Genomic DNA, 23,645 nt, shown 5'->3' on the forward strand with positions numbered 1-23,645 from the left:
TTGTCGGCGTGTCACAAGGTCTTTGGATCGCCGTCGCGGTCGTCGCCGCCCTGCTCGTCATCGCCGCGCTGGTCGCAGGCCTGGTGCGATACCGGCGCCGACGGATCCGGCTGGCCCGGCCCGAGCCCGGCGCGCTCGACCGCTCCGGGCGCTATACGGCGTCGTCGGGCATCACCTTCAGCCAGTCCGCGCCGACGATCGACACCACCGGGCTGCCCGCGGTAGGCGACGACGCCACCATTCCCCGCGACGCCCCCCGGCGCACGATCTCCGAGGTCGAACTGCCGCACCCCGAAACGCTCGAGGCCGCGCCGCCGCAGGCCCCGCCCGAGGGCCGGCTGGAGCGGCTGCGCGGCCGGCTGGCCCGGTCACAGAACGCGCTCGGGCGCAGCGTGCTGGGCCTGATCGGCGGCGGCGACCTCGACGAGGAGTCCTGGCAGGACGTCGAGGACACCCTGCTGATCGCCGACCTCGGCCCGGTGGTCACCGAGTCGGTGATCGCGCAGCTGCGCAGCCGGCTGGCCAGCGGCAACGTGCGCACCGAGGCCGACGCCAAGGCCGTGCTGCGCGACGTGCTGATCAACGAGCTGCAGCCCGGCATGGACCGCTCGATCCGCGCGCTGCCGCACGCCGACCACCCGTCGGTGCTGCTCATCGTCGGCGTGAACGGCACCGGCAAAACCACCACCGTCGGCAAGTTGGCGCGGGTGCTGGTGGCCGACGGGCGGCGCGTCGTGCTGGGCGCGGCCGACACCTTTCGGGCCGCGGCGGCCGATCAGCTGCAGACCTGGGCGTCCCGGGTCGGCGCGGAGGTAGTCCGCGGGGCAGAAGGCGCCGACCCGGCGTCGGTGGCCTTCGACGCCGTCGACAAGGGCATCGCGTCGGGCGCCGACGTGGTGGTCATCGACACCGCGGGCCGGCTGCACACCAAAGTCGGGCTGATGGACGAGCTCGACAAGGTCAAGCGGATAGTGAGCCGCCGCGCCGCCGTCGACGAGGTGCTGCTGGTGCTCGACGCGACCATCGGGCAGAACGGGCTGGCCCAGGCGCGCGTGTTCGCCGACGTCGTCGACATCACCGGCGCGGTGCTCACCAAGCTTGACGGAACCGCCAAGGGCGGCATCGTCTTCCGCGTTCAGCAAGAGCTCGGGGTGCCGGTGAAGCTGGTCGGGCTCGGCGAGGGTCCGGACGATCTGGCGCCGTTTGAACCCGCCGCTTTCGTGGACGCCCTGCTCGGCTGAGACCGCTTACACGCCAAGCGCGACGTTAATACCGCCGAAACACGGCGGCACCATCGCCGAAACAACAATTGCGCATGGTTCTGGCAGGCCACGGACGGACGTCTGACGGCCTTTCCTGTGCGACCGGAGGTGATAGCGCGTGGCATTCCCGCAATTGGGCCAACCCGATACCGGCGATACCGCCTGGATGTTGGCGAGTTCCGCTCTGGTGCTGTTAATGACGCCGGGCCTTGCCTTCTTCTATGGGGGCATGGTCCGTACCCGAAGCGTGCTCAACATGATCATGATGAGCATCAGCGCGATGGGCGTGGTGACGGTGCTGTGGGTGCTTTACGGCTACTCGATGTCGTTCGGCAACAGCAAGGGCGGCGTCGTAGGCAACCCGTCCGACTACTGGGGGCTGGCGAAGCTCATCGGCGGCAACGCCGTCAAGGCGGATCCGTCCAAGGGCGCCGCCCAGGTGGACATCCCCCTGGCGGGCACCATGCCGGCCACGGTGTTCGTCGCCTTCCAGTTGATGTTCGCGATCATCACCGTCGCCCTGATCTCGGGCGCGGTGGCCGACCGGCTGAAGTTCACCGCGTGGCTGGTGTTCGCCGGACTGTGGGCGACGCTGGTCTACTTCCCGGTGGCGCACTGGGTGTTCGCGGCCGACGGCTTCGCTTCCGAGCACGGCGGCTGGATCAACAACAAGCTGCATGCGATCGACTTCGCAGGTGGAACGGCGGTCCATATCAACTCCGGTGCGGCGGGCCTGGCGCTGGCGATCGTCTTGGGTAAGCGCAAGGGCTGGCCCACGACGCTGTTCCGCCCGCACAACCTGCCGTTCGTCATGCTGGGCGCCGGATTGCTGTGGTTCGGCTGGTTCGGGTTCAACGCCGGATCGGCGACCAGCTCCAACGGCTCCGCCGGGTCGACCTTCATGACGACGACGATCGCAACCGCGACGGCCATGCTGGCCTGGCTCCTGGTCGAGCGCATCCGCGACGGGCATCCCACCACGCTGGGCGCGGCCTCGGGCATCGTCGCCGGGCTGGTGGCCATCACGCCGTCCTGCTCGTCGGTCAACGTGCTCGGTGCCCTGGTGATCGGCTTCGTCGGTGGTGCGGTGTGCGCGCTGGCGGTGGGGCTGAAGTTCAGGTTCGGCTTCGACGACTCGCTGGACGTGGTCGGTGTCCACATGGTCGGCGGTTTGACGGGCACGCTGCTGGTCGGCCTGGTCGCGGCCCCGGAGAGCACGGCGATCAACGGCGTGACCGGCGTGTCGAAGGGCCTCTTCTACGGCGGTGGCTGGTCTCAACTCGAGCGGCAGGCGGTCGGCGCGTTCAGCGTCCTCTTCTACTCGTTCATCGTGACGCTTATCCTGGCGCTTATCTTGAAATACACCATCGGGATCAGGTTGAGTCCGGAAGCCGAGGCTGGCGGCATCGACGAGTCGGAGCACGCAGAAACCGCTTACGAGTTCGCAGTTATCGGGGCCTCGTCCATTCCGCACCGGATCGGCGGCGCGGAGGAAAGTCTCAACGGACAGGACGACGCAGTCAAGAAAGTGGAGGCAGAGACTTCATGAAGCTGGTCACCGCGATCGTAAAGCCGTTCACCCTCGACGACGTCAAGACCGCCCTCGAGGAGGCCGGCGTCCTGGGGATGACGGTCAGCGAAATCCAGGGCTACGGACGGCAGAAGGGCCACACGGAGGTCTACCGGGGTGCGGAATACTCGGTCGATTTCGTCCCGAAGGTCCGCATCGAGGTCGTCGTCGACGACTCCATCGTCGACAAGGTCGTGGACAGCATCGTCCGCGCGGCCCGCACCGGCAAGATCGGTGACGGCAAGGTCTGGGTGAGCCCCGTGGAAACCATCGTGCGGGTGCGCACGGGTGAACGCGGAACCGATGCCCTCTGACCCCAGTCGTGCATTGCTGAACCAGGCCGGACGGGCCGGGAGGGTATGAAACAGGACCCACCCGGCCCGTCCGGGTCATCCGGAGCGGGAGCGGAAAACGCCTGCGCGGCAAGCGATTTGGTTGTCGCGCGGCGCCGTTTGCTGTCGGATGGTCGTGGGTTGGGAGCCGCCGAGCTGCGGCACGCGTGGCAGGATCTGCACGAGTCGTGGCTGACCGCCAAGGCGGACGAGATCGGGATCACCGACGGCAGCGGTTTCGCGATCGTCGGGATCGGCGGGCTGGGCCGTCACGAGCTGCTGCCGTACTCCGATCTGGACCTCATGCTGTTGCACGACGACAAGCCCGTCGAGGTGCTCCAAGACGTCGCCGACAAGCTGTGGTATCCCCTGTGGGACGCCAACGTTCGGCTCGACCACAGCGTGCGGACTGTCTCCGGGGCGCTCGGCGTGGCCAACACGGACATGATCGCCGCGCTGGGCATGCTGGACGCCCGTCACATCGCCGGCGACGCGCGGCTGTCCGAGGACTTGATCGCCGGCGCAAGAAGGCAGTGGCGCAGCGCAATTCGCTCACGAATGGACGAGCTGGTCGACATCACGCAGGCCCGCTGGCAGCGCTGCGGCCGGATCGCGCAGCGCGCCGAGCCGGACCTCAAATCGGGCCGCGGTGGGCTTCGCGACGTGCAACTGCTCGACGCGCTGGGGGTGGCCCAGTTGATCGACCGGCACGGCATGGCCCGCCCGGAAACGCCCGGGGGTTCGCTCGACGATGCCTATCTGACGCTGCTCGACGTGCGCACCGAGCTGCACCGGGTGTCCGGGCGCGGCCGCGATCAGCTGCTGGCCCAGTACGCCGACGAGATCAGCGCCCACTTGCACATCGGTGACCGATTCGACTTGGCGCGCAAGCTGTCCGGGGCCGGGCGCACCATCGCCTACCACGCCGAAACGGGGCTGCGGACGGCCGAAAACGCGTTGCCGCGGCGCGGCGTGTCGGTGCTCGTCCGGCGGCCCAAGCGGCGACCGCTGGACGAGGGCGTGGTCGAGTACGCCGGGGAAATCGTGCTCGCCCGCGACGCGTCGCCGGAAACCGACGCCGGGCTGGTGCTGCGGGTGGCCGCCGCGTCGGCCGGCACCGGTGTGCCGATCGGCGCCGCGACGCTGAGTCGTCTGGCCGCCGGCGCGCCCGAGATGCCGGCCCCGTGGCCCAGCGAGGCATTGGACGACTTGCTCGTCGTGCTCTCGGCGGGGCCGACCGCGGTGGCGACGGTCGAAGCGCTCGACCGCACCGGGTTGTGGGAGCGGTTGCTGCCGGAATGGGCCGCGATCCGCGACCTTCCGCCCCGCGACGTCGCGCACAAGTGGACGGTGGACCGGCACGTCGTCGAGACGGCCGTCAACGCGGCGCCCCTGGCCACCCGCGTGGCCCGGCCCGACCTGCTGGCGCTCGGCGCGCTGCTGCACGACATCGGCAAGGGCCGCGGCGTCGACCACAGCGTGCTGGGGGCCGAGATGGCCATCGAGATGGGCGCCCGGCTCGGGGTCGCCCCCGAGGACGCCGAGTTCCTGTCGAAGCTGGTCCGCCACCACCTGCTGCTGCCGGTGGTGGCCACCCGAAGCGACCTCAACGACCCCAAGACCATCGAGGGTGTGTCGGCGGCCCTGGGCGGCGATCCGCTCCTGCTCGACGTGCTGCAGGCGCTGACCGAGGCGGACTCCAAGGCGACCGGTCCCGGAGTGTGGAGCGACTGGAAGGCGTCCCTGATCGAGGACCTGGTGCGGCGCTGCCGGTTGGTGATGGCCGGGGAGCCGCTGCCTCAGGCGCAACCGATTGCGCCGCAATACCTTTCGCTGGCCGCCGACGGCGGGGTGCATGTCGAGATCGAGGCCGGCGGCGGCGAGCGCCTGAACCTGGTGATGGTCGCGCCGGACCAGCGCGGACTGGTGTCGAACGCCGCCGCGGTGCTCGCCCTGAACTCGCTGCGCATCCATTCGGCGTCGGTCAACACCCACGAGGGAGCGGCGATCATCGAATTCGTGGTGTCGCCGCTGTTCGGATCACCGCCCGAAGCCGGGCTGCTGCGGCAGCAGTTCACCAACGCGCTGAACGGCGACGTCGACGTCATCGGCGCGGTGGAGAAGCGTGACACTGACGCCGTCGACGCGGCGACCGCGCGGGCCGGCGAGATCCAGGTCGGGGTGCCCGTCACCCGCTCGACGGCGCCGCCGCACATCCAGTGGCTCGACCCCGCCGCGTCCGGCCACTCGCTCGTCGAGGTCCGCGCCATGGACCGATCGGGGTTACTGGCGCTGTTGGCCCGGGCGCTGGAGCGCGCGGGGGCCGACCTGCGATGGGCCAAGGTTCACACGTTCGGGTCGACGGCCGCCGACGTGTTCTGCGTGGAACTGCCCGAAGAGCCGGGCGCGCAGGCGGCGGTGGAGAAGCAGCTGCTGGCGGTGCTGGGCGGCCTTGCAGGATAGGCCCGGCGCGGCTCACTGTTCGTCCTCGTCGGGTGGGTCGGAGTCTGCAGCGGCCCAGCAGCGAATCAGCGCCGCGCTTGACGCGATCGATGCCGCGCACGACGTGCTGCGTCAGACTCGAACCTGGTGGGCGACGAGTTTCGCGTCGAGGTGGCCGAGCGGTTGGAGACCCGGGAGCGCACCAACCGGGGCCTGATGTATCGGTTGTTCGCCGAGATCGCCGAACCCCCCGACGGCGCCGAATCCGTCCCGGCCGTCCGGGCGCGGTTGTGCGCGCGGCTGCGCCTGACCTTCGGGCAGCCCGTATTCAATCTGTGGATAAAACCGCAACTGTGGATAGGTCCGGCTCAGGCCCACTGGGTCACGACGGTTCCGAATTCAGCTGGCGCAGGGCCTCGATGCGGGCCTGGATCTGCTCGCGGGTCGCCGCGGCGATCGGCGGGCCCCCGCAGCGGCGGCGCAGTTCGCTGTGAATCCATCCGTGTGGTTTGCCGGTGCGGTGGTGGGTGGCCGAGACCAGCGTGTTGAGCTCGCGGCGCAGGTCGCGAAGCTGGCCGTGCATGGAGAACGCCGTCGCCGGGGCTCCGGGGGCGCCGGCCGCCCGCCTCTTGAGCTGCTCGTCCTGGCGCTGGTGCAGCAGGGCGCGCATCTGCTCGGCGTCGAGCAGCCCCGGGATGCCGAGGTAATCGGCCTCCTCGTCACTGCCGGCAGGCGTCGCGGTGCCGAACGACGACCCGTCGAAGATCACCTGGTCCAGCTCCGCGTCGGCGCCCAGCGAGGTGAAACCCGGTTCGGCGTCGGTCTTTTCGGTCCGCGTCCGGGTGGCCGGGTCGCCGTCGAGGGGATCGTCGGACTCGCGGTGCGGTTGGCCGAGCACGTGGTTGCGCTGAGCCTCCAGCTCGCTGGCGAGCTGCAGCAGGCCGGGCACCGACGGCACGAAGATGCTCGCGGTCTCGCCCGCCCGACGCGAGCGCACGAACCGGCCGATGGCCTGCGCGAAGAACAGCGGCGTCGAGGCGCTGGTGGCGTAGATCCCGACCGACAGCCGCGGCACGTCGACGCCCTCGGACACCATGCGCACCGCGACCAGCCACCGGCTGGTACTCGCTGCGAATTCGGTGATCCGGTCCGACGACCCCGGGTCGTCGGACAGCACGACCGCGGGCGCCTCCCCGGTGATCCTGGTCAGCAGTGCGGCGTACGCGCGCGCCGCGGTCCGGTCGGAGGCGATGATCATGCCGCCCGCGTCGGGCACGTGCGCCCGCTTCTGGCGCAGCCGCTCGTCGGCGGCCGCGATCACCGCGGGCATCCATTCGCCGGCCGGGTCGAGCGCGGTGCGCCACGCCCGCGCGGTCTGCTCGGCCGACAGCGGCTCACCCAGCCGCGCGGCATGCTCCTCCCCGGCGCTGTCGCGCCAGCGGGCCTGTCCCGAGTAGGCGAGGAACACCACCGGCCGGACCACGCCGTCGGCCAGGGCCTCGGCGTAGCCGTAGGTGTGGTCGGCCTGCGAGCGTGCCACGCCGTCGGCGCCGGACTCGTACGTGACGAACGGGATGGGGCTGTCGTCGCTGCGAAACGGCGTGCCCGTCAGGGCGAGTCGTCGGGTGGCGTCACCGAACGCCTCGCGGATGGCCTCGCCCCAGGTTTTGGCGTCACCGCCGTGATGGATCTCGTCGAAGACGACGAGTGTCTTGCGCTGCTCGGTGCGCACCCGGTGCAGCGTCGGGTGCGCCGCGACCTGGGCGTAGGTCACCATCACGCCGTGAAACTCCGGTGAGGTCTGCGGGTTGGTGTTGGAGAACCTCGGATCCAGCGCGAGGCCGTGCCGCTGCGCGGCCAGCGCCCACTGCACCTTGAGGTGCTCGGTGGGCACCACGACCGTGATCTGCTCGACGGCGCGCTGGCCGAGCAGTTCGGCCGCCACCCGCAGCGCAAACGTCGTCTTGCCGGAACCGGGGGTGGCGACGGCGAGGAAGTCGCGCGGCTGGGCGGCGAGATATTTGACCAGCGCGCGGCGCTGCCAGCCCCGCAACGCCAGGACCGTGTCGCTGCCCGACTGCATTGAAAAGGTTCCCCCCAAAGTTGCGTCCTCGACGCGTCAGGTGCGGCTCGGCGACGGGTGTGAAATGTAGCATGCCAACGCTTTTCGGCGCAGCAGCGACGCACTGGGTCGATTCATGGTGGCGACCCGCCGCGCCCGGCTACGCCGCGCGTGCGATCCCCACTAGACGGCGTGGCCCGCCAGGTCCCGGGCTTGTAGCCACCCGTGGATTCGGGCGGCGACGTCGGCCCATCCCGGTTCGAGCATCATGTTGTGCCCCATGTCGAAGAACTCCGCCTCGGTGCGGTAGGCGCGCGCGGTGGCCCGCACCGCCCGCACGCTGACGAAGCCGTCGTGCACGCCGCCGAGGACCAGCATCGGTGTGGTGATCCGCTCGGTGTCGACCCGGCGGAACATCGGATCGGTCATCGCCGCGCGGATGCTCTCGGGCCCGGCGCGATGCCAGCACGATTGGACGACGTCCTCGGGCGTGTCGGCGCAGAAGAGATACTCGCGGGCCAGCGCCGCCGTCCGGAGGAACCTGACCAAGGTGGGGTCGTTGAACGAGTGCACGGTCATCCACGGGCGGCGCCGCCAGACCCGCAGCGCCGCCCCGAGCACGCCACTCGGCGGCAGCGATCCCACCAGTACCGCGGCCGGGGCGTCCCGGTCCTCCAGGTAGCGCTGGATCGTGTAGCCGCCCAGCGAGTGACCGACGAGGACGGGGGAGCCGCCCAGATCGTCGGCCACCGAACGGACGTCGTCGATGTAGTCGGCGATGGAAACCCGGTGCAGCGGCTCGGCGGTGGGGCTTCCGCCGTGGCCGCGCAGGCTCATCGCGACCGCGCGGTAGCCGGCGTCGGCGAAGAAGTCCAGGAAACCGTCGTCCCAGCACCACGCGCCGTGCCAGCCGCCGTGCACGAACAGCAACGGCACGGGATGCGCGTCGCTGCAGGACCCCTTGTCGATCACCTCGAGCATGAGCTGACTTTTTGCCAGCAGGCCCCTCCGCGTCAAGCCCCCTGCCCCGCGCGGCGGCACCTGTCCCCCGCAAGCGGGGGCACCCCCGGCGCCCGGCTTCGCGGCGCTCGCGCCCGCTAGGCTTGCGAGGTGTTTGAATCGCTGTCCGACCGGTTGACCGGTGCCCTTGCGGGCCTGCGCGGCAAGGGTCGACTGACCGACGCCGACATCGAGGCGACCACCCGCGAAATCCGGCTGGCGCTGCTCGAAGCCGACGTTTCCCTGCCCGTGGTGCGGGCGTTCGTCGGCCGGATCAAGGAACGCGCCCGGGGCGCCGAGGTGTCCGGCGCGCTCAACCCGGCGCAACAGGTCGTCAAGATCGTCAACGAGGAACTCATCGGCATCCTGGGCGGGGAGACCCGCCAGCTGGCGTTCGCCAAGACGCCGCCGACGGTCGTGATGCTGGCCGGCCTGCAGGGTTCCGGCAAGACGTCGCTGGCCGGCAAGTTGGCGGCGTGGCTGCGCGGCCAGGGTCACACCCCGCTGCTGGTGGCCTGCGACCTGCAGCGGCCCGCGGCGGTCAACCAGCTCCAGGTCGTCGGCGAGCGCGCCGGCGTGCCCGTGTTCGCCCCGCACCCCGGCGCGTCGCCCGAGTCGGGACCGGGGGACCCGGTCGCGGTGGCGGCGGCGGGGCTCGCGGAGGCCCGGGCCAAGCACTTCGACGTCGTCATCGTCGACACCGCCGGCCGGCTGGGCATCGACGACGAGCTGATGGCGCAGGCCGCGGCCATCCGCGACGCCGTCGACCCCGACGAGGTGCTGTTCGTCCTGGACGCGATGATCGGCCAGGACGCCGTCACCACCGCCGAGGCGTTCCGCGAGGGTGTCGGGTTCACCGGCGTGGTGCTGACCAAGCTCGACGGCGACGCCCGCGGCGGCGCCGCGCTGTCGGTCCGCGAGGTCACCGGCGTGCCAATCCTCTTCGCCTCCAGCGGCGAGAAGCTGGAGGACTTCGACGTCTTCCACCCCGACCGGATGGCCAGCCGCATCCTGGGCATGGGCGACGTGCTGACCCTGATCGAGCAGGCCGAGCAGGTCTTCGATGCGCAGCGCGCCGAGGAAGCGGCCGCCAAGATCGGCAGCGGCGAGCTGACGCTGGAGGACTTCCTCGAGCAGATGCTCGCCATTCGCAAGATGGGCCCGATCGGCAACCTGCTGGGCATGCTGCCCGGCGCCGGACAGATGAAGGACGCGCTGGCCGAGGTCGACGACAAGCAGCTCGACCGGCTGCAGGCCATCATCCGCGGGATGACGCCCCAGGAGCGGGCCGACCCGAAGATCATCAACGCGTCGCGGCGGCTGCGCATCGCCAACGGCTCGGGGGTGACGGTGTCGGAGGTCAACCAGCTGGTCGACCGCTTCTTCGAGGCCCGCAAGATGATGTCGTCGATGCTCGGCGGCATGGGCATCCCCGGCATCGGCCGCAAGTCGGCGACCCGAAAGGCCAAGGGGAAGGCTGGAAAGAAGGGCAAGAAGGGCGGGCGCGGGCCGACTCCGCCGAAGGCCAGGAACCCGCTCATGCAGGGCATGCCCGGCATGCCGGCCGGATTCCCCGACCTGTCGCAGATGCCCGAGGGCCTCAACGAGCTGCCGCCCGGGCTGGCCGACTTCGACCTGTCCAAGCTGAAGTTCCCGGGCAAAAAGTCGTGACGATCGCGAGCGCGGCGGAGCCGGGCGAAGCGGGTCGTCACCGGCGGATCGTGACGATCGCGAGCGCGGCGGAGCCGGGCGAAGCGGGTCGTCACCGTCAGATCGTGACGATCGCGAGCGCGGCGGAGCCGGGCGAAGCGGGTCGTCACCGGCGGAAGTAGCCGCGCGGTGCGGATGCACGTGCGCGGCCGGGGGCTGCCCGACGAGACCGAGCTGCAGCTGTGGATCGTCGACGGCCGCATCAGCACCGAACCGGTGGCCGGCGCGGACACCGTCTTCGAAGGTGGCTGGATTCTGCCCGGGCTGGTCGACGCGCACTGCCACGTCGGGCTCGGCGACGACGGCGAGATCCCCCTCGATGAGGCGATCGGCCAGGCCGAGGCCGAACGCGACGTCGGCGCGCTGCTGCTGCGTGATGCCGGCTCGCCAACCGACACCCGCAGCCTCGACGATCGCGAGGATCTGCCCCGCATCATCCGCGCCGGAAGGCACCTGGCGCGGCCCAAGCGCTATTCGCGGGGCTTCGCCGACGAACTCGAAGACGAATCCCAGCTGCCCGAGGCGGTGGCCCGCGAGGCCAAGCGCGGCGACGGCTGGGTCAAGCTGGTCGGCGACTGGATCGACCGCGACATCGGCGACCTGGCCCCGCTATGGTCCGACGACGTGCTCAAGGCCGCGATCGCTGCCGCACACGAGCACGGCGCCCGCGTCACCGCGCACGTCTTCAGCGAGGACGCGCTGCCCGGCCTGATCAACGCCGGCATCGACTGCATCGAACACGGCACCGGGCTCACCGACGACACCATCGCGCTGATGGTCGAGCACGGCACCGCGCTGGTGCCCACCCTGATCAACACCCTGGAGAACTTCGAAGGCATCGCGGACGCCGCGGGCCGCTACCCGGCCTATGCCGCGCACATGCGCGACCTGCACGCCCGATGCCTGCAGCGGACCGCCGCCGCGCGCGAGGCGGGCGTTGCCGTGTATGCCGGCAGCGACGCGGGCACCATGATCGCGCACGGGCGGATCGCCGACGAGGTCGAGGCGCTCAAGCGCATCGGTATGAGCCCGACCGAGGCGTTGGGCGCGGCGTGCTGGGATGCCCGCCGCTGGCTGGGCCGGCCCGGTCTGGAATACGGGGTGTCGGCCGACCTGTTGTGCTACGCACAGGACCCACGGCAGAGTCCGGGGGTCCTGAACCGGCCGGACCTTGTGATATTGCGCGGCAAGATTTTTCGGCCACACGACTAGGCGGCGCGGCGTAGCGATCGCGGATAGGATCCTCGAATGGCGTTGGCCAGCGGCGCGACCTTCGCCGGTTACCTGGTCGCGCGGAGGCTGGGTTCTGGAGCGACCGGCGCGGTCTACCTTGTCCAGGACCCGCGGGCGTCGCGCTGGCAGGCGTTGAAGGTCCTTGCGCCGGCGCTGTCCGACGACGGCGCATTCCGTCGGCGATTCCTGGCGGAGGTCCCGGTCGCGACGCGCCTGTACCACCCGAACGTCGTCGAGGCGCGCGACCGCGGCGAGTTCGACGGCCAGCTGTACGTCGCGATGGAGTACGTCGAGGGCATCAACGCCGCGCGGTTGATCGCCGACCGATTCCCGGCCGTCTCGGCGGCGGGCGAGGTGCTCGCCATGGTGACCGCGCTCGCCGGCGCCCTCGACTACGCGCACGAGCGCGGGCTGCTGCACCGCGACGTCAAACCCGCCAACGTCCTGCTGACCGGCCTCTGGGAAGGCGAACAGCGGACGCTGCTGACGGACTTCGGGGTGGTTCGCGACCCGGGCACGGCCGGCTACGCCGCGCCCGAACAGCTGCTGGGCACGGGCGTCGACGGGCGCTCCGACCAGTACGCGTTGGCCGCCACCGCCTTCCACCTGCTGACCGGCGCGCCGCCGCCACCCGACGCCGCACCCCCGTTGCTCAGCGACCAACGCCCGGAACTGGCGCGCCTCGACGGCGCGTTCGCCCGTGCGCTCGCCCCCAACGCCGACGACCGGTTCGCGACCTGCCGGGAGTTCGCCGCGGCGGCGAACGAACAGGCGGGCGTCCTCAGCGGTGACCGCAGTCCCGAGGCCGCCCTGGTGGCCGAGTACCCGGCGTATACCGCACCCGCCGCGGCCGAACGAGCGGCGGCCGGATCGCCGGCCCTTCGCCTGGACGACGCGCTCACGCGGACCGCCCCGCACGAGCGGGAGCCCGCGGTGGCCCGGCCGAAGAGGCGCCGGCCCCGCAGGATCGTGGTGGCCGCCGCGGCGGCGCTGCTCGTCGCGGCGCTGCTCGCCGTCGGCGTCGCCATCGGGCGCAAGACCGACACGAACATCGCCCCTGCGGGTCGCCCGTCAACGAGCGCGCCGCCGGCGCCACCCGTGGCAGCGATCCCGCTCGACGGCACGTACCGCCTCGAGGTCCAGCGCACCCGGCAGACGTTCAACGACACGCCCGACCCGCAGCCACCCGACGTGACCACCTGGTGGGCCTTCCGCTCGTCATGCGCGGCCGGTCCGTGCACGGCCGTCGGCCAGCCGCTGGACGACGATAACCACACCCAGCCGAAGCCGACCGTCCGCAGGCCGGTCGTGCTCGACTTCCGCGACGGTCGTTGGCTGTCGCGGCCGGAGGAGGCGACCGTCGCCTGCATCGGCCGGAACGGGGCCGACGGGATGCAAGCGACCACGCAGGTGCTGTCGCTGCGACCGCGGCCGCAAGGCGAGTTCGCCGGCGACATGACCGTCACCGTGCAGAGCGACGAATGCGGCCAGCTCGGGGCCGTGCTGCGGGCGCCCGCGGTGGCCACCCGCAGCGGCGACCTGCCGTCGGGCGTCACGGTCCCGGACCCGGCGGGGGCCCTTGACCCCCACGCCTCGCCCCCCGGCCCCCCTCGCTGAGCCCGCCTGACCAGCGCTTTCGGCGCGGCGCGCCGGCCTTCGCGGAAAGATTGCGAGTACTTGCTATCTATGTTACGGTTCGTGCCAACTCGACGACCTTGGAGGAAACCGTGACCTACGACGTGATCGTTCGCGACGGGCTGTGGTTCGACGGCACCGGCGGCGCGCCGCAGACTCGCACGCTCGGCATCCGCGACGGCGTGGTGGCCACGGTCTCGGCCGCGCCGCTGGACGAGACCGGTTGCCCCGAGGTGATCGACGCGGCCGGCAAGTGGGTGATGCCCGGCTTCATCGACGTGCACACCCACTACGACGCCGAGGTGCTGCTGGACCCGGGGCTGCGGGAGTCGGTGCGCCACGGCGTCACCACCGTGCTGCTGGGGAACTGCTCGCTGTCGACGGTCTACGCCGATTCCGAGGACGCGGCCGACCTGTTCAGCCGCGTCGAGGCGGTGCCGCGCGAATTCGTTTACGGCGCTTTGGATTCCAACAAGACCTGGTCGACCGCCGCGGAGTACGTCAAGGCGATCGACACCCTGCCGCTCGGGCCGAATGTCGGCTCCCTGCTTGGTCATTCGGATTTGCGGACCGCGGTGCTCGGCCTCGATCGCGCCACCGACGACACCGTCCGGCCCACCGATGCCGAGCTGGAGCGGATGGCGGCGCTGCTCGACGAGGCGCTGGACGCCGGGATGCTCGGCATGTCCGGCATGGACGCGGCCATCGACAAGCTCGACGGCGATCGCTTCCGGTCGCGCGCGCTGCCGTCGACCTTCGCCACCTGGCGGGAACGGCGCAAGCTCATCAATGTCCTGCGCAAGCGCGGGCGGATGCTGCAGAGCGCCCCGGACGTCGAGAACCCGGCGTCGGCGCTGATGTTCTTTCTGACCAGCAGCCGGATCTTCGGGCGCGGCAAGGGTGTTCGGATGAGCATGCTGGTGTCGGCCGACGCCAAGTCGATGCCGCTGGCGGTGCACACGTTCGGGTTCGGCACCAGGATGCTGAACAGGTTCCTCGGCTCGGCCGTGCGGTTCCAGCACCTGCCGGTCCCGTTCGAGCTGTACTCCGACGGGATCGACCTGCCGGTGTTCGAGGAGTTCGGCGCCGGGACGGCGGCCCTGCACCTGCGCGACCAACTGCAGCGCAACGAGTTGCTCGCCGACAAGGAATACCGCCGCAAGTTCCGCCGCGAGTTCGACCGCGTCAAGCTCGGACCGTCGTTGTGGCACCGTGACTTTCACGACGCGGTCATCGTCGAATGCCCGGACGAATCGTTGATCGGCAAGAGCCTCGGCGCCATCGCCGACGAGCGCGGGCTGCACCCGCTGGACGCGTTCCTCGACGTGCTCGTCGAAAACGGTGAGCGCAACGTGCGCTGGACGACCGTGGTGGCCAACCACCGCCCCCGCCAACTCGACAAGCTCGCCAACGAGCCGAGCATCCACATGGGCTTCTCCGACGCCGGCGCGCACCTGCGCAACATGGCCTTCTACAACTTCGGTCTGAAGATGCTCAAGCGCACCCGCGACGCCCACCGGGCGGGCGCGCCGTTCATGTCCACCGAGCGGGCGGTGCACCGGCTGACCGGCGAACTAGCCGAGTGGTTCGGCATCGACGCGGGCACCCTGCGCGAGGGCGACCGGGCCGACTTCGTCGTGATCGACCCGGCCGGGCTCAACGAGGCGGTGGACGGCTATCACGAGGAAGCGGTGCCGTTCTACGGCGGCCTGCGGCGCATGGTCAACCGCAACGACGACGCCGTCGTCGCGACCGGTGTCGGCGGGGTCGTCGTCTTCGCGCGGGGCCGATTCCGCGACGGCTACGGCCAGACGGTGAAGTCGGGCCGCTACCTGCGGGCCGGCGAGCGGACCGCGCTGAGCGTGGGCGCCTGACATGGCCCGGACGCAGCAGCAGCGGCGCGAGGAGACCGTCGGGCGGCTCATCGACGCCTGCATCGCCACCATCATCGAGGTCGGCTACGCGCGGGCATCGGCCGCCGTGATCACCAAGCGCGCCGGGGTGTCCGTCGGCGCCCTGTTCCGCCACTTCGAAACCATGGGTGACTTCATGGCGGCCACCGCATCCGAGGTGCTGCGCCGCCAGCTGGAGTCCTTCACCAAGGGCGTCGCCGAAATACCGGCCGACCGGCCGGCCCTCGAGGCCGCGCTGGCGATACTGCGCGACATCACCAGCGGCCCCACCAACGCGGTGGTCTACGAGCTCCTGATCGCCGCGCGCACCGACGAAAAGCTCAGGGAGACTCTGCAACACGAGCTCGGGCAGTACTCCGCCAAGATCGTAGACGCGGCGCGGGCGCTGCCCGGGGCCGAGGCCTTCCCGGAGGAGACGTTCCCGGTCGTCGTGGCGCTGATGACAAACGTGTTCGACGGCGCGGCGGTGGTGGAGGGGGTGCTGCCGCAGCCCGCGATCGCCCAGCAGCGGATCCCGGTGCTGACGGCGCTGCTGAACGCGGCGCTGCCGGAGGCCGGCGCCTAGAGCGAGCCGATGCCGGTCTCGGGGTTCAGCGCGAAACCCCAGTCGAACAGGCTGCCGGCCTGGTCCCAGTACGTCGGGCCGCCCGGTTTCACCAGCCCGTACATCATCGCGATCACCAGGCGGCGGCCCCCGCGGGCGGCGGCGCCGACGAAGGTCTTGCGGGCGGCGTCGGTGAAGCCGGTCTTGCCGCCGATGGCGCCGGGGTAGCGCGCCAGCAGTTCGTCCTGGTTGGTGACGGGTTCGTCGCCGTGATCGCCGGGGAACATCGCCGACGGCTCGGCGGTGATCTGGGCGAACACCGGGTTGGCCATGGCTGCGCGGAAGATGACGGCCAGGTCGTGCGCCGTGGACGCCCCGGAGCCACCCGGCCCGTCCAGGCCCGACGGGGTCGCCGCGTGGGTGCTCATCGCGCCCAGCGACGCGGCCTTGGCGTTCATCTTGGCGACCGCCGCGTCGGCGCCGCCGAGCAGGTGCGCGAGCGTGTTGGCGGCGTCGTTGCCCGAGACCAGCAGCAGCGCGTCCAGCAACTGGCGCGCGGTGTAGCTGCGGCCCGGCTTGATGCCGACGCAGTTGCACTCGACCTCGGTGTCGGCGACGTCGGCGACGACGGACGAGTCCAGGCTGACCTGGTCCAGCGCCACCAGCGCCAACAGCACCTTGATGGTGCTCGCGGGCGGGTGGGGCACGTTCTGGTCGCGGCCGGCCAGGACCTGGCCGCTGTCCAGGTCGGCCACGATCCACGTCTGGGCGGGGCCGTCGGGGATCGGCACCGAGCCGACCGGCTGCGCGCTGTCGGCCGAGGCGGGCACCACTGCGACGGTGGCACCGGACGCGACGGCCGCCAGCAGGGCGGCGGCTGCGGCCATGAGCTTGCGCATGGCCGCTCAGTTTAACTTCCGGCTTCGTGCGGTGGGCCCGCTGCCGGACGGAGGTGGCCCCGGGCTGATCAGACCCGCCGGTGCGGGCGGCGCCTGCCCGGCTGACCTGCGACCCTCCCGGCGAGTGTTTTTGACGAGTTGAGGCGCTAATGCCAGGGCATGTCGCGCCAGGAGTAGAACTTCCCGTCGCCGATGTCGTGCACGCCGTAGTAGTCCCAGAAGTAGTCGTGGCAGACGTTGCCGTCCCACGGGACGGGCCGGCCCGCCGGGAGGACGTCGCCCGGGCACCAGTGCTGGCAGGACTTCCCGGCCGGGCACGGGGCGGCCTCGGCCGACGGCGCGGCCAGCCCCGAGCCGCCGAACATCAACAGCGTCGTTGCCAAAGCCGCGAGGGCCGCTCTCATAAATTCAGGATTATTGCGCTCGTTCGCCGCTGGTGTCCTGGGAAGACCGGAATGCTGTCGCGGTTGGTTCATCTGAGCTCCCTCGTTGCTGACGATCCTGTGGCAACTGCACACCGCGCACGCGGCTACCGATCCCAACTCGGGTGGCGACGTTGCCGAGATCGAAGTCGGCGACCGGGCGCGGTTCACGACGTAGAATCGCTTGCGGGACAGGCGAACTCCCCCTCGCTAAAGTTCTATCGGTCCGCGTCGACTCACACTAACCTGACGGGTTTCTGGCTGCGGAACAAGGGAATCATCCGCAAGTGTTGAAGACCGATATCGGGAGGAGTGCGTTATGCGTGTGTACCGGTTCGACGACTTCACCGGGCTGGACGGATTGCGGATTCACGACGAACCCGTCCCGTCGCCCCAGCGAGGAGAATTGCTGCTTCGGATACGAGCGGTCTCGCTGAACTACCGAGACGTGGCGATTCCCCTGGGCCGGTACGTGCGGGACAGCACACCGGGCCTGGTGCCGTGCAGCGATGCCGCCGCCGAGGTCGTGGAGGTCGGCGAGGGCGTCGAGGACTACCGTCCCGGCGAGCGGGTGGTGGGCTCGTTCCAGCCGAGATGGTTCGGCGGCCCAATGCCTGCGACGGCGAATTCGGACAGCTACGGCAGCGGCCAGGACGGCTGGTTGACCGAGTACAAGGTGGTGTCCCGGGAGGCGGTCGTGCGCATTCCCGACGCCATACCCGACGAACAGGCCGCGACGCTGCCGTGCGCCGGGGTTACGGCCTGGAACGCACTCGGTGGCCCCGCGCCGATTCGCGCGGGCCAGACCGTGTTGACCCTGGGTACCGGCGGGGTTTCGCTGTTCGCGCTGCAACTGGCCAAGCTGGTGGGCGGCCGTGTGGTCGCGACGACGTCGAGCTCGGAGAAAGCCCAGACCCTCAAAGGGTTGGGGGCCGACGACGTCATCGACTACCGCCGCAATCCCAACTGGGGTGAGCAGGTACGCGAACTGACCGGTGGCCGCGGCGCGGACCGCGTCGTCGAAGTCGGCGGCCCGGCCACCATCGAGCAGTCGCTGCGTGCGGTCGCCGAGGGTGGCGAGGTCACGCTGATCGGCTTTCTCAGCCAAGACAATCCGGGCATCGACTATTTCCTGCTCAAGGGGGCCGGCGCGACGACGCGGTCCATCACCGTCGGGAGCCGGTCCGATCTGCAGGACCTTGTGCGAGCCGTGGCCGCCACGGGGCTGGTGCCCGTGATCGACGACGTCTTCGAATTCGATGACGCGAAAGCGGCGTTCGAACGGTTGCGCGACGGCAAGCACGTCGGCAAGCTCGTCGTCCGGATCGGCTGAGCGCGGCGACCAGCGGTCGTGTTCAATCGAGCCATGTTGAGCCTGGCCGAAATCTCCGACCGCCTCGAGATCCAGCAGCTGCTGGTGGACTACTCCACCGCGATCGACAACCGCCGATTCGACGACCTGGACAAGGTGTTCACCCCGGACGCCTACATCGACTACACCGCCCTCGGGGGCATCGAGGGCCACTACCCCGAGGTCAAGAAATGGCTGGCGGAGGTGCTGCCGAACTTCCCGGTGTACGCGCACATGCTGGGCAACTTCTCGGTGCACATCGACGGGGACAAGGCCGCGTCGCGGGTGATCTGCTTCAACCCGATGGTGCTGCCCGGCGGGGGCGACCAGGCGCTGTTCTGCGGGCTCTGGTACGACGACGAGTTCGTGCGGACCCCCGAGGGCTGGCGCATGACGCGCCGGGTGGAGACCAAAGTCTTCCAGAAGGTGATGTAGACGAATCTGATGGCGGCGACCCGCCGCGCCCGGCTGCGCCGCGCTTGCGATCGCTGCAATTTCCGCGCGACCGCCCCGTTCTGGCACAATGGGCGGCTGTCCGCCGCGCGGTTACGGCCGCCCGGTGGTCACACACGCGAGGCAAAACCGGATCCGGGCATCCCGCCCGGATCGCTGAATTGCAGCGTGACACCCACAGGAGAAGTCGCTCAACCATGGCTGTGAAGATCAAGCTCACCCGGCTTGGCAAGATCCGCAATCCCCAGTACCGAATCGCCGTCGCCGACGCGCGCACCCGCCGCGACGGCCGCTCCATCGAGGTCATCGGCCGCTACCACCCGAAGGAGGAGCCGAGCCTCATCGAGATCAACTCCGAGCGCGCCCAGTACTGGCTCTCGGTGGGCGCCCAGCCGACCGAGCCCGTGCTCAAGCTGCTGAAGATCACCGGTGACTGGCAGAAGTTCAAGGGGCTGCCCGGCGCCGAGGGCACCCTGAAGGCCGCGCCGCCGAAGCCCACGAAGCTGGAGCTGTTCAACGCCGCGCTGGCCGAGGCCGACGGCGGACCCACCACCGAGGCCGCCAAGCCGAAGAAGAAGGCCCCCGCCAAGAAGGCCGCCAAGGCGGCCGAGGAAGCGGCCCCCGAAGCCGCCGAACAGCCGGCGGCCGAAGCCGCCGAACAGCCGGCGGCCGAAGCCGCCGAACAGCCGGCGGCCAAGGGCGGCGAGCAGGCCGAGCCGGCCCAGCCGGTTGAGACGTCCGAGGAAGGCTGACCGGGGTGAGCACGGTCGTCGTTGACGCTGTCGAGCATCTGGTCCGCGGGATCGTCGACAATCCCGACGATGTCCGGGTCGACATGGTGACCAGTCGGCGCGGGCGCACCGTGGAGGTGCACGTCCACCCCGACGACCTCGGCAAGGTGATCGGTCGCGGCGGACGCACCGCGACCGCGTTGCGCACACTGGTCGCCGGGATCGGCGGCCGCGGCATCCGCGTCGACGTGGTGGACACCGACCAGTAGCGGAGCGCCTCCTTTGGAGTTGACGGTCGGGCGCGTGGTCAAGGCACACGGCATCGGCGGCGAGGTGGTCGTCGAAGTCCGCACCGACGATCCCGACGCCCGCTTCGCCCCGGGTAACACGTTGCGCGCCAAGAACTCCCGGACCGGTGACGAACGCAACGTCGTCGTCGACCAGGTGCGCGAGCACGGCGCGCGGCTGCTGGTGCGGCTGGCCGGGGTGGACGACCGCGACGCCGCCGACGCGTTGCGCGGCAGCCTGTTCGTGGTTGACTCCGCGGAGCTGCCGCCGATCGACGAGCCCGACACCTACTACGACCACCAGCTCGAGGGCCTGCGCGTGCGCACCACCGGCGGACAGCACGTCGGCGTCGTCGCCGAGGTGCTGCACACCGCCGCCGGTGAGCTGCTGGCGGTGCAGCGCGACTCCGGCGAAGCCCTGGTGCCGTTCGTCGCCGCGATCGTGACGTCGGTGTCGCTGGACGATGGCGTCATCGAGATCGACCCGCCCGAGGGGCTGCTGGATCTGGCATGAGGATCGACGTCGTCACCATCTTCCCGGCCTACCTCGATCCGCTGCGAGAATCGTTGCCGGGCAAGGCGATTGCCTCGGGGCTGGTCGATCTGCAGGTGCACGACCTGCGCCGGTGGACCCACGACGTGCACCACTCGGTGGACGACGCGCCGTACGGCGGCGGCCCGGGAATGGTGATGAAGGCCCCGGTGTGGGGTGAGGCGCTGGACGAAACGTGTTCCGGCGAAACGCTTCTGGTGGTTCCCACGCCAGCGGGCTCGCTCTTCACCCAGGCGACCGCGCAGCGCTGGAGCGCCGAGCGCCATTTGGTGTTCGCGTGCGGGCGCTACGAGGGCATCGACCAGCGCGTCATCGAGGACGCCGCCCGACGGATGCGGGTCGAGGAGGTCTCGATCGGCGACTACGTGTTGCCGGGCGGGGAGTCGGCGGCCGTGGTGATGATCGAGGCCGTGCTGCGGCTGCTGACCGGCGTCCTGGGCAATCCCGCGTCGCTGCAGGAGGACTCGCACTCGCCGGCCCTGGACCGGCTGCTGGAGGGCCCCAGCTACACGCGGCCGCCGAGCTGGCGCGGGCTCGACGTTCCCGAGGTGCTGTTGTCCGGCGACCACGCGCGCATCGCCGCGTGGCGACGCGAGGTCTCGCGGCAGCGCACGCGGGAACGCCGCCCCGACTTATTGGAGGACTCGCGAGCAGACGCAAAAGCCCCGCGACACGCCGAAGATTAGGGGCGTTTACGTCTGCTCGCGCCGTGACCGGCCGGGCTCAGATGCGACCGCTGGGGAAGATCGTCTTGACGGCCTGGGTGATCGTCTGCCGCGCCGTGGCGTCGTCGGACGACTGCAACGACTGGACCACCATGACGTAGCGGTGGTCGGCGCCGATCACGCCGGTCGACAGGTGCACCCAGTCGGTGCCGATGCAGCACATCCAGCCCTGCTTGACGGCCACCGGCTCGGCGAACAGCCCATCCGGAATGCCGAACCGCTGCGGGTAACCGTCGATCCCGGTGGGAGTGGACCGGGCCAGGTCGTTGACGATGATCATCGCCCGGTCGGCCGGCAGGCCGCCCGACCCGTCGAGCAGCATGTCGTAGTAGCGGACCAGGTCGGTCAGCGAGCTCATCGTGTTCCACCAGCGGCCGTCGCTGGGCGGGGTGGTGGAGGACAGGCCGTAGCGGGCCGCGACCTGGCTGACGATGGCGTCGCCGCCGCCCTGACCCCAGAACTTCTCGGCCGCGCCGTCGTCGGAGGACTGCAACATGGCGTCCAGGGCCTGGCGGTCCTCCGGGGGCAGCGCGGTCCTGCCCTGGGACTCGGCCAGCAGCAGGTCGTCGGCGATGAACAGCTTGGCCACGGAGGCGGTGCCGATGATCTGGCTGTTGCCGTTGGAGACCAGCTCATGCGTCTTGCGATCGAGCACGGCCACCGAGAGCGTGGCTCCGGCGGCGGCCGCCTCGTCGATGGCCTGCTGAATCCGCGCCGGCAGGCCGCCGAACACCGTTCCGGACAGCGCCTGCGGCGACCCGTGCATCGGCAGGCTGTCCAGCAGCAGCTGAACCGTCTCAGGCTGCTTCGGCGACTCGAGCACCGGCGCGCTGCGTTCCGGGCTGCCCGACACCTTCGGTTGGCTTTGCCGCTCCACCAGCGCCTCGTCGCACCCTGCCAACACCAGCGTCACCGCCGCCACGGCGGCGAGCACGGTGAGCGGGCGGGGGCGCATGGGTCGGTCTCCTTGGTTTCGCCTGACGTCGTCGGGTCGATCGGCGCACGTGGACCCGAGTCATATTTACCACTCACCAGGGTCTTCGGCGGGCTATGAACCGCAGCGTTTACATGTGATTTTCAAAGCAAGCGGGCCGTCTGGCACAATTGTTCAGTTGTCTCGCACCCGTCAGCGGGCCGGGCTCCTTCCCGGCCGCCGCGAGATGCACACCAAGAGCCCGAAACCCATCGGCTTGATGACCGCCCCACGCCCGCGGGTGTGGGCGGCCATCGCAAGCCGCGACCGCAAGGAAGTGTCTTCGTACGATGAACAGGCTGGACTTCGTCGATCAGGCGTCGCTGCGCGACGACATCCCGGCCTTCAACCCGGGCGACACCATCAACGTGCACGTCAAGGTCATCGAGGGCGCCAAGGAGCGCATCCAGGTGTTCAAGGGCGTGGTCATCCGCCGCCAGGGTGGGGGCATCCGCGAGACGTTCACCGTCCGCAAGGAAAGCTACGGCGTCGGCGTCGAGCGGACCTTCCCGGTGCACTCGCCGAACATCGACCACATCGAGGTGGTGACCCGTGGCGACGTCCGTCGCGCGAAGCTGTACTACCTGCGCGAACTGCGTGGCAAGAAGGCCAAGATCAAGGAAAAGCGCTGACCGGACACGGTTCACCGGGGCGCCGACCATGCTGGCTACGCTGATCCCGTGACCGACAACCCGGACCCCTCCGAGGCCCCGTCCGACGCCGGCCAGCCGGAGCCGAAGGTATCCACCCGCGACCCCGGTGACACCGAGGCGCCCGCCGCCGAGCGGACCGTGCCGCCCGGGCCGGAGCCCAAGAAGAAGTCGACGCTGCGCGAACTCGCGATCCTCGCGCTGATCGCGGTGGTGCTCTACTACGTCATGCTGACGTTCATCGCGCGTCCGTACCTGATTCCGTCGGAATCCATGGAGCCCACGCTGCACGGGTGCACGGGCTGTGTCGGCGACCGGATCATGGTGGACAAGCTGACCTACCGCTTCGGTCAGCCGCGGCCCGGCGACGTGATCGTCTTCAAGGGTCCGCCGTCGTGGAACGCCGGATACAAGTCGATCCGCTCGAACAACACCGGGCTGCGCTGGGTGCAGGACGGGCTGTCGTTCATCGGCTTCGTGCCGCCCGACGAGAACGACCTGGTCAAGCGCGTCATCGCGGTTGGGGGCCAGACCGTGCAGTGCCGGGCCGACACCGGGTTGACGGTCGACGGCAAGCCGCTCAAGGAGCCCTACCTGGATCCGAACACCATGATGGCCGACCCGGCGAAGTATCCGTGCCTGGGCAGCGAGTTCGGTCCGGTCGCCGTCCCGTCGGGCCGGCTGTGGGTGATGGGCGACAACCGGACGCACTCGGCGGACTCGCGGGCCCACTGCACCAGCGTCCCGGCCGAAGCCCTCAAGGGCATCCTGTGCACCGGTGACCCGAACTCGGGAACCGTGCCGGTGTCCAACGTCATCGGCAAGGCCAGATTCATCGTGTGGCCGCCGTCGCGGTGGGGCGGAGTCAGATCGGTGAATCCCCAACAGGGCCAGTAGCC

22 protein-coding genes and 1 pseudogene are annotated in these 23,645 nt (G+C 70.3%); 18 read left to right on the forward strand and 5 right to left on the reverse strand.

The features are described from left to right. Nucleotides 1-8: 8 nt before the first annotated feature. The 4 genes from ftsY to A5705_RS06740 all read left to right on the forward strand — a co-directional run bounded on the left by ftsY (nt 9) and on the right by A5705_RS06740 (nt 5,627). Nucleotides 9-1,241, forward strand: a complete 1,233-nt coding sequence (gene ftsY / locus A5705_RS06725) for a signal recognition particle-docking protein FtsY (protein ID WP_067880289.1) — start codon at nt 9-11, stop codon at nt 1,239-1,241. A gap of 187 nt (nt 1,242-1,428) precedes the next feature. Then, nucleotides 1,429-2,811, forward strand: coding sequence for an ammonium transporter (locus A5705_RS06730; RefSeq protein WP_067880597.1), 1,383 nt, complete (start codon nt 1,429-1,431; stop codon nt 2,809-2,811). Further along, a complete protein-coding gene (glnB, locus tag A5705_RS06735; RefSeq protein WP_067880293.1) occupies nt 2,808-3,146 on the forward strand; it encodes a nitrogen regulatory protein P-II in 339 nt (112 codons plus the stop codon). Before A5705_RS06730 ends, glnB begins: the two co-directional genes overlap by 4 nt. Before the next feature lie 45 nt (nt 3,147-3,191). Continuing rightward, entirely contained in the window at nt 3,192-5,627 is a 2,436-nt protein-coding gene (locus A5705_RS06740; RefSeq protein WP_068276330.1) for a [protein-PII] uridylyltransferase, read from the forward strand. Between the two features lie 361 nt (nt 5,628-5,988). Here A5705_RS06740 and A5705_RS06750 read toward each other — a convergent pair whose 3' ends face one another. Both A5705_RS06750 and A5705_RS06755 read right to left on the reverse strand, forming a co-directional pair. After that, nucleotides 5,989-7,689, reverse strand: a complete 1,701-nt coding sequence (locus tag A5705_RS06750; RefSeq protein WP_068276336.1) for a DEAD/DEAH box helicase — start codon at nt 7,687-7,689, stop codon at nt 5,989-5,991. Nucleotides 7,690-7,851: 162 nt separating this feature from the next. Further along, entirely contained in the window at nt 7,852-8,649 is a 798-nt protein-coding gene (locus tag A5705_RS06755; protein ID WP_067880302.1) for an alpha/beta hydrolase, read from the reverse strand. Between the two features lie 129 nt (nt 8,650-8,778). On the opposite strand from A5705_RS06755, the gene ffh reads away from it, so the two are divergent. From ffh to A5705_RS06785, 6 genes and pseudogenes are all read left to right on the forward strand, one after another. Then, complete coding sequence (ffh, locus tag A5705_RS06760; protein ID WP_068276338.1) at nt 8,779-10,338, forward strand: signal recognition particle protein; 1,560 nt, start codon at nt 8,779-8,781, stop codon at nt 10,336-10,338. Continuing rightward, nucleotides 10,332-10,499 (forward strand): annotated as a pseudogene (locus A5705_RS27695) (hypothetical protein); the annotation flags it as partial. The gene ffh and the pseudogene A5705_RS27695, both read left to right, overlap by 7 nt. Before the next feature lie 13 nt (nt 10,500-10,512). Further along, nucleotides 10,513-11,589, forward strand: coding sequence for an amidohydrolase family protein (locus A5705_RS06770; RefSeq protein ID WP_156738418.1), 1,077 nt, complete (start codon nt 10,513-10,515; stop codon nt 11,587-11,589). Between the two features lie 36 nt (nt 11,590-11,625). After that, complete coding sequence (locus tag A5705_RS06775) at nt 11,626-13,227, forward strand: serine/threonine-protein kinase (RefSeq protein ID WP_068276342.1); 1,602 nt, start codon at nt 11,626-11,628, stop codon at nt 13,225-13,227. Nucleotides 13,228-13,325: 98 nt separating this feature from the next. Beyond that, entirely contained in the window at nt 13,326-15,119 is a 1,794-nt protein-coding gene (locus A5705_RS06780; RefSeq protein WP_068276344.1) for an amidohydrolase family protein, read from the forward strand. Nucleotide 15,120: 1 nt separating this feature from the next. Next, nucleotides 15,121-15,723, forward strand: a complete 603-nt coding sequence (locus A5705_RS06785) for a TetR/AcrR family transcriptional regulator (protein ID WP_067880319.1) — start codon at nt 15,121-15,123, stop codon at nt 15,721-15,723. Here the strand turns inward: A5705_RS06785 and A5705_RS06790 are convergent. Continuing rightward, nucleotides 15,720-16,601 (reverse strand): D-alanyl-D-alanine carboxypeptidase family protein, encoded by an 882-nt coding sequence (locus A5705_RS06790; RefSeq protein ID WP_068276347.1) that lies wholly within the window; start codon nt 16,599-16,601, stop codon nt 15,720-15,722. The genes A5705_RS06785 and A5705_RS06790 overlap by 4 nt on opposite strands. 146 nt (nt 16,602-16,747) lie before the next feature. Continuing rightward, nucleotides 16,748-17,005 carry a hypothetical protein gene (locus A5705_RS06795; RefSeq protein WP_067880325.1) on the reverse strand — a complete coding sequence of 86 codons (258 nt, stop codon included), beginning with the start codon at nt 17,003-17,005 and terminating at the stop codon, nt 16,748-16,750. A gap of 337 nt (nt 17,006-17,342) precedes the next feature. Here A5705_RS06795 and A5705_RS06800 point away from each other — a divergent pair, with 337 nt between their 5' ends. The 6 genes from A5705_RS06800 to trmD all read left to right on the forward strand — a co-directional run bounded on the left by A5705_RS06800 (nt 17,343) and on the right by trmD (nt 21,084). Then, nucleotides 17,343-18,356, forward strand: a complete 1,014-nt coding sequence (locus tag A5705_RS06800; protein WP_068276353.1) for an NAD(P)-dependent alcohol dehydrogenase — start codon at nt 17,343-17,345, stop codon at nt 18,354-18,356. 33 nt (nt 18,357-18,389) lie between these two features. Then, entirely contained in the window at nt 18,390-18,809 is a 420-nt protein-coding gene (locus A5705_RS06805; RefSeq protein ID WP_067880331.1) for a nuclear transport factor 2 family protein, read from the forward strand. 215 nt (nt 18,810-19,024) lie between these two features. Further along, nucleotides 19,025-19,579, forward strand: coding sequence for a 30S ribosomal protein S16 (rpsP, locus tag A5705_RS06810; protein WP_067880334.1), 555 nt, complete (start codon nt 19,025-19,027; stop codon nt 19,577-19,579). A 5-nt stretch (nt 19,580-19,584) separates the two neighbouring features. After that, nucleotides 19,585-19,827, forward strand: coding sequence for an RNA-binding protein (locus tag A5705_RS06815; RefSeq protein ID WP_003878715.1), 243 nt, complete (start codon nt 19,585-19,587; stop codon nt 19,825-19,827). Between the two features lie 13 nt (nt 19,828-19,840). Then, nucleotides 19,841-20,359 carry a ribosome maturation factor RimM gene (gene rimM / locus A5705_RS06820; protein ID WP_068276356.1) on the forward strand — a complete coding sequence of 173 codons (519 nt, stop codon included), beginning with the start codon at nt 19,841-19,843 and terminating at the stop codon, nt 20,357-20,359. Continuing rightward, the gene (gene trmD, locus A5705_RS06825) at nt 20,356-21,084 is read left to right on the forward strand and encodes a tRNA (guanosine(37)-N1)-methyltransferase TrmD (RefSeq protein WP_068276359.1); all 729 of its coding nucleotides are present in this window, start codon (nt 20,356-20,358) and stop codon (nt 21,082-21,084) included. The genes rimM and trmD overlap by 4 nt, the downstream gene beginning before the upstream one ends. A 37-nt stretch (nt 21,085-21,121) precedes the next feature. Here trmD and A5705_RS06830 read toward each other — a convergent pair whose 3' ends face one another. Continuing rightward, nucleotides 21,122-22,078 carry a hypothetical protein gene (locus tag A5705_RS06830; RefSeq protein ID WP_068276362.1) on the reverse strand — a complete coding sequence of 319 codons (957 nt, stop codon included), beginning with the start codon at nt 22,076-22,078 and terminating at the stop codon, nt 21,122-21,124. Between the two features lie 308 nt (nt 22,079-22,386). Here A5705_RS06830 and rplS point away from each other — a divergent pair, with 308 nt between their 5' ends. Further along, complete coding sequence (rplS, locus tag A5705_RS06835; protein WP_044510756.1) at nt 22,387-22,728, forward strand: 50S ribosomal protein L19; 342 nt, start codon at nt 22,387-22,389, stop codon at nt 22,726-22,728. A gap of 48 nt (nt 22,729-22,776) precedes the next feature. Further along, entirely contained in the window at nt 22,777-23,643 is an 867-nt protein-coding gene (gene lepB, locus A5705_RS06840) for a signal peptidase I (RefSeq protein WP_067880347.1), read from the forward strand. Nucleotides 23,644-23,645: the final 2 nt, after the last annotated feature.

It is taken from the genome of Mycobacterium sp. E787 (genome assembly GCF_001668725.1).
GTDB lineage: Bacteria > Actinomycetota > Actinomycetes > Mycobacteriales > Mycobacteriaceae > Mycobacterium.

Excerpts from the sequence above, each read along its gene's own strand:
- A5705_RS06730 (WP_067880597.1), top strand. The coding sequence starts at position 1,429 with ATGTTGGCGAGTTCCGCTCTGGTGCTGTTAATGACGCCGGGCCTTGCC.
- glnB (WP_067880293.1), top strand. The coding sequence starts at position 2,808 with ATGAAGCTGGTCACCGCGATCGTAAAGCCGTTCACCCTCGACGACGTC.
- A5705_RS06740 (WP_068276330.1), top strand. The coding sequence starts at position 3,192 with ATGAAACAGGACCCACCCGGCCCGTCCGGGTCATCCGGAGCGGGAGCG.
- A5705_RS06750 (WP_068276336.1), bottom strand. The coding sequence starts at position 7,689 with ATGCAGTCGGGCAGCGACACGGTCCTGGCGTTGCGGGGCTGGCAGCGC.
- A5705_RS06755 (WP_067880302.1), bottom strand. The coding sequence starts at position 8,649 with ATGCTCGAGGTGATCGACAAGGGGTCCTGCAGCGACGCGCATCCCGTG.
- A5705_RS06770 (WP_156738418.1), top strand. The coding sequence starts at position 10,513 with ATGCACGTGCGCGGCCGGGGGCTGCCCGACGAGACCGAGCTGCAGCTG.
- A5705_RS06775 (WP_068276342.1), top strand. The coding sequence starts at position 11,626 with ATGGCGTTGGCCAGCGGCGCGACCTTCGCCGGTTACCTGGTCGCGCGG.
- A5705_RS06785 (WP_067880319.1), top strand. The coding sequence starts at position 15,121 with ATGGCCCGGACGCAGCAGCAGCGGCGCGAGGAGACCGTCGGGCGGCTC.
- A5705_RS06790 (WP_068276347.1), bottom strand. The coding sequence starts at position 16,601 with ATGCGCAAGCTCATGGCCGCAGCCGCCGCCCTGCTGGCGGCCGTCGCG.
- A5705_RS06795 (WP_067880325.1), bottom strand. The coding sequence starts at position 17,005 with ATGAGAGCGGCCCTCGCGGCTTTGGCAACGACGCTGTTGATGTTCGGC.
- A5705_RS06800 (WP_068276353.1), top strand. The coding sequence starts at position 17,343 with ATGCGTGTGTACCGGTTCGACGACTTCACCGGGCTGGACGGATTGCGG.
- A5705_RS06805 (WP_067880331.1), top strand. The coding sequence starts at position 18,390 with ATGTTGAGCCTGGCCGAAATCTCCGACCGCCTCGAGATCCAGCAGCTG.
- rpsP (WP_067880334.1), top strand. The coding sequence starts at position 19,025 with ATGGCTGTGAAGATCAAGCTCACCCGGCTTGGCAAGATCCGCAATCCC.
- trmD (WP_068276359.1), top strand. The coding sequence starts at position 20,356 with ATGAGGATCGACGTCGTCACCATCTTCCCGGCCTACCTCGATCCGCTG.
- A5705_RS06830 (WP_068276362.1), bottom strand. The coding sequence starts at position 22,078 with ATGCGCCCCCGCCCGCTCACCGTGCTCGCCGCCGTGGCGGCGGTGACG.
- rplS (WP_044510756.1), top strand. The coding sequence starts at position 22,387 with ATGAACAGGCTGGACTTCGTCGATCAGGCGTCGCTGCGCGACGACATC.